A 9745-nucleotide genomic window follows, 5' to 3' on the forward strand; every position below is an offset into this window, starting at 1 on the left:
CGCGGATTGAGTTTGTGCTGGCGTATCCCGCACGTTTCCCTGACGACGGGACAGCCACGCGCATGGACGTGCCTGCTGTTTTCATTGACTTCCCTATTGAGCGCTGGCCTGGTCCGCTCACCACAGTTCACCCGCGCGCGTCAGTCCCTCTGCTCACGCATGCGCCCGAATGAATTCCATGATCTCCTCCGCCAGGCGCAATGCTTTCACGCCGTCTTCACCGGAAACCACGGGGGCTTTTCCTTCCCGGACGCATTCGATGAAGGAGCGGAGTTCTAACTTGAGGGGTTCGTCTTTTTCAACCGGGAGGGGATCGATCGTGATGTGCTCCATGGGATTCGAGCCCTCGGGAATCGGGCCGGGCTTCTTCCGGTAGACCATCACCTCCTGGGCGCTGTAATCCGTGCTTAGATAGGCGTTTTCCTCGAAGATGCGGATCTTCCGCATGCGGTCCATGGAAACGCGGCTGCACGTGAGATTCGCCACGCAGCCCGAAGCAAAGCGCAGGCGCACGTTGGCGATGTCCTCGCTCGTGGAGAAAACGGCCACGCCCATGGCGTCCAGAGAAACCAGATCGGACTTTTCCAGGGCAAGCACGATGTCGAGATCATGAATCATAAGATCCAGCACGACGCTGACGTCCGTGCCCCGGCCCGGAAAGGGGCTCAGGCGGTGACACTCGATGAAGCGGGGCGCATTGATGGCTTGAGAAAAGGCCAGTACCGCGCCGTTAAAGCGCTCTATGTGGCCCACCTGCAAGATGCAATGGTGCGTCTTCGCCAGCGCCACCATCGTTTCGGCCTCGTGAAGCGTGGGGGCAATGGGCTTCTCCACCAGCACGTGGACGCCTGCCTGAAGCAGGGCGTTGACCGCTTCCGCATGAGCACTGGTGGGCGTCGCCACTGAGACGGCTTCGACGCCCGCGGCAATCAGGCCATTCACGTCGCTGAATCCAGGAACGGTGAAATCCTCGGCGGCCTTCAGGCGATTGGCTTCATGGGGATCGGCGATGCCCACAAGCTCGACACCCTCCAGGGCGGCGTAGTTGCGCGCGTGGTGATAGCCCAGGTGGCCAACGCCGACGACACCGGCACGGATGGAGGTCATGGATGTTTCCTCATTGTACAAGGCGAGCCCGATTCCAGTGACCGGGGAATACGGGTCCAATGCGTCTTATGGGGCGATATGGGGGAAAGCGATGCGCCAGACCCACAGGACCCATCAGCCCCATTTTCCCTGGCGCGGAACTCACCCCAGCGCGTCAGCCCAATAGCCCGCGCTTTGAGTTCGCGATAAACGTCAATATGGTTGTCTTCTCCTCCGAATCCTCCACCTCCGCCTCGATGCGCGCCACCGCCTGGCTCGTGTTCAAATCCGAACGATAGAGCAGCTTGTACATGGCGCGAATCGACTTGATCTGCTCCGCCGAAAGCCCATTGCGCTCCAGGCCGATGGTATTCGGTCCGTGGCAGCGACCGGGGTGACCTTCGCAGAGCATATAGGGCAGCACGTCCTTGTTGATGCGGGCCATGCCGCCGATGAAGGCCATGGTGCCGATGATGACGAACTGGTGGATGCCCGTGAGGCCGCCGATGAAGGCCCGATCATGGACCGTGACGTGGCCGGCCAGCGGCGATCCATTGGCCATGATGACGTGATCGCCCAGAACGCAGTCGTGACCCACGTGGCACGTGGACATGAAAAGGCAGTGGCTGCCAATCCGTGTCGCCTTCGCGTCTTCCTCGGGGCTGTCGCTGTAGCGCGTGCTGGAACTGATCGTCACAAACTCGCGGATGACATTATTGTCGCCCAGGATGGTTTGCCCCCGCTTTCCGGGGAGATGCTTGAGGTCCTGGGGGGTAACGCCCACCTGCGCGCCGCTGTAGGTCCGGTTGTTTCTGCCCATGACTGTTCCGGCGCCGATGACACAATGGGGCCCGATGACGGTGCCCGCCCCGATGCTGACCCCGGCCTCGATGATCGAGAAGGCCTGGATTTCCACATCGTCGGCGAGCTGGGCCTCAGGATGGACAATGGCGGTCGGATGTATTTGCATGCAGCTTTCCTGTAGAACGAATAGCGTGGGGAATTATAGTACCACCGTGGCCCGGAATCGTTAGCGGTCGGCTCCCCATTGAGCGGAACGGGGCCATTGGAAACGAGGTGTAATTATGGGGCCTGCGCCATGCCCGGTGCAACCTGATACGCATTTGATACAGAATGCGAAAACCCCAGAACATACGGGCGGGCTTGGGGGAGGGGCGGTTCCGTTCCGTATATCCTGGGGCTAAAACTGTTCGGCCATCCGGCCGGTCTTTCGCTTCTTAAGGTGCAGGGATGACAGCGCAATCATCCCTGCGAAGCTCCTCGTGGTTTCACCCTCTGAAGTTGAATCCAACATGAAGCTGTCGGTCCAATAACCAGACTCATGCCAGAAACCGGTGGCCCGTATAAGTTATTTTAATTAGCGGCTTTATGGATTTTTACCGGGGTGGAGTTATCTTCCGTCGATTGGAGTCTGTATGATAATCGGACGGCCCGAAGTGTATGATTTGCGGACACCCCATTTTGCGATAGAATACTTGTGTTTTTTTCGCCGATCTGCGTTAATATGAGTGGCCCCGAAGAGGCGGTGAAACACCGCTGAAGTGGGATCCGTCATCGACGGTCGGGGTTCAGTGGTCGGGACTGAACTCTCCTTTCCCGTGCAGGGCTTTGGGTGGAGCGGCTGTTCGTTATGCAGATTATGATTACGGCGAAGGCAGGTTATACGCGGGGGGCATCGTGGATGCTCGATGCAAAATCTCTGGTGATCGGGCGCTCTTATCGCTGCGATATCGTGGTGGATGATGGCACGGTCTCCCGGCAGCACTGCCGAATTCAGAAAGTGCAGGAGGGGGTGCGTCTGGAGGATCTGGGCAGCCGGAATCCGGCCCTCGTGGACGGTGTGCCCCAGGGGGATGTCGTGCTCAAAGTGGGCGACGAATTCAGCGTGGGTCGGGCCATCTTCCTCATCACCGCCGTCGCCGAATCGGGCGCGCCGTCGGGCCGCGGGCCGACGGATTCGGATACCATCTCCCTCGATCTCAAAGACCTTGGGTTGGATGCCATCGAGCAGGGCAAGTCCTGGCCGGGCACCTTTACGGACTACGTACTCCTTTTCCGATTTACCCGCAGTTGCAGCCTCCTCAAGTCCGAAGTGGCCCTCTCCAACCAGATGCGGGAGGTCATCACCCAGCGTTTCGCCGCCGGGCGGGTCTACATCCTTCAGGAGGACGAAGGGCGCTGGCCCTTCATGGAACTGTTGGAAATTACCGACGAATCTCTGATTCGTCATGAGGCCCTGGAGAAGGCCGTGGACGAGCGCCGCGCCCTCTCTTTCGCGCTGCCCCACCGCGACGGCACCTCCGGGCATGTCTTCTTCGCCCCGCTTTTCTATGCGGACCATTGCGAAGGGCTCGCCGTGTTGACCATGGAGGGGATGGGGCCCGACGGAGACCGCGAGGCGGCCCTTCGCCTCTTTTCCGCCCTGTGTGAACTGGTGGGGCCCTACCTCCACGCGGCGCGGGAACACGACCGGCTCGTCCAGCTCAATCACCGCCTCACCAGTACCGACGGTTTTGCCCGCATGCCCCTGGTGGGTCAGAGCCGGGTAATGAAAGGGCTCCGCACCCAAGTCTACGAGGCGGCCGCCACCCCTATGAACGTCCTGATTACCGGGGAAACGGGCACCGGCAAGGAACTGATCGCCCGCGCCATCCACCGCAACAGTATCCGGGCGTCCAAGCCCTATATCATCCTCAATTGCGCCGCGATCCCCGCCGAACTCTTTGAGAGCGAGCTCTTCGGCTACGAGCGCGGTGCCTTTACCGGAGCCCAGGGCTCCAAAAAAGGACTGCTCTCACTGGCGAACTCGGGCATACTCTTCCTCGATGAAGTGGGCGATCTCAGCCTGGAGAACCAGGCCCGAATTCTCCGTGTACTCGAGCAGGGGACCTACCGCAGGCTCGGCGCGGCCCAGGAAGAGCAGGTGGACGTCCGATTTATCGCCGCCACCAACCGCCCCGTGGACGACAAGGGCTTTCGCTCGGATCTCTATCACCGTCTGGCCGGCTTCACCCTCCATGCGCCGCCCCTGCGCGAGCGCGCCGAGGACATTCCGCTGCTTGCCCAGCATTTTATGGATGGATTGGCCGCCCAGGATGCCCGCCTGATCCGGACCCTCTCCCAGGAGGCGGCCGAAGTGCTCAAACACTATCATTGGCCTGGAAACGTGCGCCAGCTTAAGAACACGGTCGAGCGTATCGCGCACCGTAGCAACACGCCCCTGATTTCGACGGAGGACATCTGGCGCGACGGCCAGATCAGCAAGACGCCCGAGAAGGAGGCTGGCCCGCTGCTTTCCCTGACCGAGATGGAGCGGGAGCATGTGCTCAAGGTGCTCCGTACCTGTGGCGGCAATCGGGCGAAGGCGGCCCGCATTCTGGGGATCAGCCGGAGCACATTGTACCTGAAGCTGGCGGAATATGGGGTGGATGAGTGACCCGTTTCAGTGCGCTTTCGCGCGTTGCGGGGGGGCCGGGCTGTTGCTTTTGAGTCGGTTCGGGTTGTCGCATTATGGGAATATTTGTTCAGGAATGACTAATAAATCGATATAATTCCATTTTTCGTCAATGATTTATGGGGCTGATTTCCAGTTTTTTTTAGTGTTGACATATCGGCTGAATTGTGCTTAATATACCCCTCGCCCCAAGTTTATTGAGGTGCTTGCTGCCCATCTGCGTCCCCAGGCATGTCAGTGACACATCCGTGGTGCTGACCGCCGAGCAGGAAGGAGTTTCATGCAAATCGTTCGTCGGCACTCCAGTGATCCGCCCCCCCGATCCCGTCGGGCGGGATTTACGCTCATTGAGCTCATTGTGTCGCTTTTCGTGATCAGTGTTGCGACCACCATTTTCATGCACCTCTACGCGACGAGCATGGACCTGGGTAAACTTTCCCGGAACCGGCAGATCGCCGTCTCCATCGCCGAAGAACAGCTCGGTTTGCTCATGCAGAACCCGGAACGTTTTGTCTGGGACAAGGACAACCCCGATGCGGCCGGACTCTTCCGTGTTCGCGCCAGCGCCGACGATCCCCGCGCCGGTGTGGAGGCGCAGTTGCCCTCCTCCACGCTCCCCGATGAAGGCGCCTACCAGCGCGAGACCACCGTGTTCGACCAGTTTCGCTGGAAAGCGGTCGGCAAGCTGGGCGCGCGCGGACTGTTCTACGAGGTTACGGTGGACGTGTCCTGGGTGCAAAGTGGAAAAAATGAAAGCGTCACGCTGACGGGTGCTGTGCCCCGCGGCAAGGTGGAACCCAACTGGACGGAGGCGCCGAAATGACCAGGCCCAGGAAGCGCTCCGGATTTACTCTTTTTGAACTCCTCGTGGTCTTGTCGGTCATGTCCGTGGTTTCGACCATCGGTGTGACCGCCTACAGTCGGGTTACCGGCGTATGGCGCGTGAGCGCCCTGCGCATGGAGATGGCCTCCAACGCCGAGTACATCTTTGAGACCATCCGCCGCGACATCGAGAATGTCCCCTCGTCGCTCCGCACCGGCCAGTCCATCCGCGGGACGGACGTACTGAATGAAGAAGTCAATTATCGCCGGGTGCCGCTGGACAACGACACCTTGGTGCTCCCCGTCCTGCAATTGGGCAGCACCGGCCTTTCCGAGCGGATTGCGGTGAAGTATCACATCCAGCGGAACGGCACCGACCACATTCTCGCCCGGACCGTGGGTCCGATGAGCGCCGGCGACCCGAATGGTTCCAGCCTGATGGTGAGCGATGCGGATCGGGCCAATGTGCTCTCCATGGATGTTCAGTACCTGAGCGCGGGCGTCTGGCAGCCTGTGTGGACCGGGCCGACCCATCCCGAAGCTATCCGCGTGTCGCTGACCCTGGCGGGCAAGGGACAGCGCGAAGTGGAGCAGATTACCCGAAGCGCAGTGTTCCCGATCCGGGTGAAGTGAGGCCGACCATGCGGACAACGACGACGACTCCCATCCAGAAATCGCGCAACGAGCGCGGTGCCGCGCTGATTTTTGCCCTGTCCATGCTGGCCATTTTCGCCTTCATGGGCGTGGCGTACGTGAAGTATATGAGCCTGAATCTGGTCGAGTCCGATCTGGACTTGCGCAAGGCCCGGGCGCGCCAGTTGGCCGTGTCGGGCATCCAGATCGCGGCCTCCGGACTGCGCCAGGAAGTGCTGGACGCCAACTATGAGAAACTGCGGGGTGTCCCGGTCTCTTTTGACCTTGCCACCTACAATTCGGTCAGCGACGGCGATGCGGGTATTGTGGCCGAGCCCATGAACGTGACTCGGGTAGCCCGTACGACGGTGACGGTGTTCGAAGAGGGGGGGCGGGTCAATCTGAACCACGCTCCGGCAAGCGCCCTGCAGAAGCTGCTGGGGGTGGACGGCGACACGGCGCGGAATATTGCCGCGAGCGTCCGCGGCGGACAGGGTTCCGACACGCAGTGGTTTCTCACGACGGACGAGTTGTTTTCTCGGGGTCTGCTGACCAAAGCCCAGTACGATCTGATCGTGCCCGAATTGCTTACGACGACCTCGGTGGTCGATCACGCCAACCCGGCTGGTCACTTTAACGTGAACGGCGCGGAGGCGTCGTCCCTGGCCGCCATGCTCAATATCACGACGGAGCAGGCGCAGCAGGTCAAGGCCAAGGGACCCTTCGCCTCCATCGAAGCGCTCGGTCAGGCGGTCTCCGCCGTGACGGGCGCTCCGGCGGAATCGATCATGGCCGACACCGCACTGGGCTTGAAATCCCGTTGTTTCCGCGTAGTTAGCGAAGGGTTCTATGCCAAGGCATTGGATTCCGAACGTTATGAGGCGGCGGCGACGGAAGACGAGAAGAATCGGCTGCTCACGAATCGCACCACCAGCACCGTGGAAGCCGTACTCCAGTTCAACGATGATGGGACCTACGAGGTCATCTATTGGAACGCAAGCCCCGAAGACACCGCCCAGGTGGCTGGCGATTCCGAAACCGCGCCCGAGCGTGGCGGGGCCGCTCCGGAAGCGGAAGCCCCTGCGAACGGGGCCGGAAGCGTATCGTCATAACCTGTAACACGATTTGTGCGGACTGCCTTTCGGGCAGTTTTCGCCGATAGGAACCAAGGGAGGAAGCCTTCTGATGGCCGACGAAGCCGAAAACAGGGAAGAGACCACCGGAGCCGCGGACGACGCGGCGGCTGCAAAGAAGAAGCCGGTTGCCAAAAAAGCGCCCGCCAAGAAGGCGCCAGCGGCGAAACCGGTCGTGAAGGCGGAAGCGCCGAGGAAAGTCGCCTTGAAGAAACTCGATGTAAAGAGTCTCGCGGACGAGTTGAAAGCCCCGTCAGCGGCTGAAGCGCCGGCGGTCGAAGCCCCCGCCGCCAAGAATGCGCCGACGGCCGCAGCCGCAGCCGCACCGCGCCCTGTTGGCGTGGTGAAGGCCGTACCGGTGAAGCCCGCCGCAAAAGCACCCGCCGCGAAGGATAACAAGCGAAGCCTCGCCGATTTCATGGGACCCGCCGCCCACGCCGTGACGACCGGCTACATCTCCGAGCGCCGGGTGATCGACTTCCTGCGCCAGCTCATCATGTTGCTCCGCGCCGGCACGCCCATCCTGCGTTCGCTCCAGACCCTGTCCAAGCGCACCTCCAGCGCGGGCACCCGGGCCTTGATTTCCGATATCACCCAGTACGTGGAAGCGGGCAACCCCCTGTGGCAGGCCTTCGACCGTCACAATAAGTACTTCGACCGCGTTTTCGTGAACCTGATCAAGGCCAGCGAGGCGAGCGGTACCTTGGTGACCGTGCTTGGCCGCGTGGTGACGTATCGTTCCGAGCAGGCCATGATGCGCAAGCGCGTGCGCGGCGCCATGATCTATCCCGTGGTGCTCGTCATCGCGTGCGTCGGCGTCATGCTGCTGCTGACCAAGTTTGTAATTCCCGAATTCAAGGACATCTTCGAGAAGGCGGATATCCCCACCCCGCCGCTCACCCAGGGTATTTTCCGGGTGAGCGATTTCGTGGGCAACTATTGGTGGACACCCTTCCCCGTCATCCTGTTCCTTTTTGTCGCCTACAAGCTGGGCGTGAACAATTCCCCGCTGATGCGCTACTACGCCGATGCGATCAAGATCCGGATTCCGATCGTGGGCTCCATCATCAAGAAGAGCGCGCTGGTTGAACTGACCCGCACCCTCGCCCTGCTCATCCGCTCCGGCGTGCCCATGATGGCCACCCTCGAGCTTACCCGCTCGGCCATCACCAATCGCCGCATCGCGGATTGCCTCCAGGGCGTGCGTGATTCCATCGAGCGCGGCGGCGGCATGGAAGGTCCCCTGCGCAAGTCGGCCCCGGCCATTCCCCACGTGATGACCGACATGATTGTCACCGGCGAGGAATCCGGTAAAGTGGATGAAGTCTGCGAGCAGATCGCGGATATCTACGAGGAAGAGGTCGAAATCGAGACGCGCAGCCTCGGCGAAGCGCTCCAGCCGCTCTTTACCGTGATTGTCGGTATCGGCGTCATGATTCTCTTCGTGTCGCTCTTCCTGCCGCTCATCACGTCTCTCGACCAGTTGGCCGGCTCGGGCGTATAAGCCAGAATTCCATTCCGGTTACATTCGGGGCGTCCAGCTCAGGCTGGACGCCCCGGTTTTTTTGAATTGGGAATCTAGAATAGCGAAATGGAAAAGCGGCGGGTTGTTCGCCATAGGCTACACCGCGTGAATCGCCTGGCGCAGTTCCTTCGCTGCCGCGTACACGTCCGGCGCCGCCGTCACCGCCGTAACTACCGCCACGCGCCGGGTGCCCCGGGATACCACCTCATGGAGATTGTGGGCCTTGAGTCCGCCCATGCAGGTGAAGGGAATCGAAACGTGGGGACGAATGACGTCGATCATCTCAGGCCCCACCACGCCCGTGGGGACATCTTTCGTTTGTGTGGCGAAGATGGGCCCGATGTTGATGTAGGTCGCGCCCGCAGCTTCGGCCGCCAACGCCTCTTCGAGGCTATGGGTGCTGGCGCCCACCAGGAGATCCGGGGCAATGCGGCGGGCCGCCGCCACGGGGAAATCGTCCTGGCCCAGGTGCACGCCGTCCGCGCCGATGGCGAGGGCAATGTCCACCCGATCATTTACGATCAGCAGCGCGCCTGCTTCACGGCAGCGGTCGGCGAAGGCCTCGCCCCTCCGTACCAATTCTGCGGCGGAGCAGTTCTTTTCGCGAAACTGGAACAGGCGAACTCCCGCCCGCAGGCAGGCATCAAGTACATCCAGCCCACTGCGCCCCGCGCAGAACGCCTCAGTGATTACGACATAGAGGTCGGCCTGGGCGAATCGGGCCACGCGCGTTGCGAGGTCCATCAGCCTCCCCCGACGAAGCGCACGAGCTCCAGGGTGTCGCCATCGGCCAGGGGCGTGTCGGCAAATTGTGCGCGGGCGACGATGTCATCGTTGCGTTGCACCACGAGGGCATCGCAGTTTACTTCGAGCGCGTCGAGCAATTGTTGCAGGGAAGTGCCCGCGTCAACCGTGCGGGCCTCTCCGTTGAGGGTGATGTTCATGATTTCGAGGGTACTCCGGTAGTTCGCGGGCCATCAACGCTCGCGGTTGATGGGTCTTTTGGGTCTTTTGGGTCTTTTGGGTCTTTTGGGTCTTTTGGGTCTTTTGGGTCTTTTGGGTCTTTTGGGT

The 9745-nt window shown here is 61.2% G+C and carries 9 protein-coding genes; 5 read left to right on the forward strand and 4 right to left on the reverse strand.

Annotation, left to right across the window (positions count from 1 at the left end; translation table 11 throughout):
- Nucleotides 1–153: 153 nt before the first annotated feature.
- Both JNK74_22360 and lpxA read right to left on the reverse strand, forming a co-directional pair.
- The gene (locus JNK74_22360) at nucleotides 154–1107 is read right to left on the reverse strand and encodes a Gfo/Idh/MocA family oxidoreductase (GenBank protein ID MBL7648929.1); all 954 of its coding nucleotides are present in this window, start codon (nucleotides 1105–1107) and stop codon (nucleotides 154–156) included.
- A 154-nt stretch (nucleotides 1108–1261) separates the two neighbouring features.
- Nucleotides 1262–2056 (reverse strand): acyl-ACP--UDP-N-acetylglucosamine O-acyltransferase, encoded by a 795-nt coding sequence (gene lpxA / locus JNK74_22365; protein MBL7648930.1) that lies wholly within the window; start codon nucleotides 2054–2056, stop codon nucleotides 1262–1264.
- Between the two features lie 681 nt (nucleotides 2057–2737).
- Here lpxA and JNK74_22370 point away from each other — a divergent pair.
- The 5 genes from JNK74_22370 (at nucleotide 2738) to JNK74_22390 (ending at nucleotide 8653) form a co-directional block, all read left to right on the forward strand.
- Entirely contained in the window at nucleotides 2738–4543 is a 1806-nt protein-coding gene (locus tag JNK74_22370; protein ID MBL7648931.1) for a sigma 54-dependent Fis family transcriptional regulator, read from the forward strand.
- Nucleotides 4544–4841: 298 nt separating this feature from the next.
- Nucleotides 4842–5384: a prepilin-type N-terminal cleavage/methylation domain-containing protein gene (locus JNK74_22375; protein MBL7648932.1), complete on the forward strand. Its 543-nt coding sequence runs from the start codon at nucleotides 4842–4844 to the stop codon at nucleotides 5382–5384.
- The gene (locus tag JNK74_22380) at nucleotides 5381–6016 is read left to right on the forward strand and encodes a prepilin-type N-terminal cleavage/methylation domain-containing protein (protein MBL7648933.1); all 636 of its coding nucleotides are present in this window, start codon (nucleotides 5381–5383) and stop codon (nucleotides 6014–6016) included. The genes JNK74_22375 and JNK74_22380 overlap by 4 nt, the downstream gene beginning before the upstream one ends.
- An 8-nt stretch (nucleotides 6017–6024) precedes the next feature.
- Nucleotides 6025–7128 carry a hypothetical protein gene (locus JNK74_22385; protein ID MBL7648934.1) on the forward strand — a complete coding sequence of 368 codons (1104 nt, stop codon included), beginning with the start codon at nucleotides 6025–6027 and terminating at the stop codon, nucleotides 7126–7128.
- 73 nt (nucleotides 7129–7201) lie between these two features.
- Entirely contained in the window at nucleotides 7202–8653 is a 1452-nt protein-coding gene (locus JNK74_22390; protein MBL7648935.1) for a type II secretion system F family protein, read from the forward strand.
- 117 nt (nucleotides 8654–8770) lie between these two features.
- Here JNK74_22390 and thiE read toward each other — a convergent pair whose 3' ends face one another.
- On the reverse strand, nucleotides 8771–9418 hold the full coding sequence (thiE, locus tag JNK74_22395) for a thiamine phosphate synthase (protein MBL7648936.1): 648 nt from the start codon (nucleotides 9416–9418) through the stop codon (nucleotides 8771–8773).
- Nucleotides 9418–9618 (reverse strand): sulfur carrier protein ThiS, encoded by a 201-nt coding sequence (gene thiS, locus JNK74_22400; GenBank protein MBL7648937.1) that lies wholly within the window; start codon nucleotides 9616–9618, stop codon nucleotides 9418–9420. Before thiS ends, thiE begins: the two co-directional genes overlap by 1 nt.
- Between the last annotated feature and the right edge of the window lie 127 nt (nucleotides 9619–9745).

It is taken from the genome of Candidatus Hydrogenedentota bacterium (assembly GCA_016791475.1).
Classification (GTDB): domain Bacteria; phylum Hydrogenedentota; class Hydrogenedentia; order Hydrogenedentales; family JAEUWI01; genus JAEUWI01.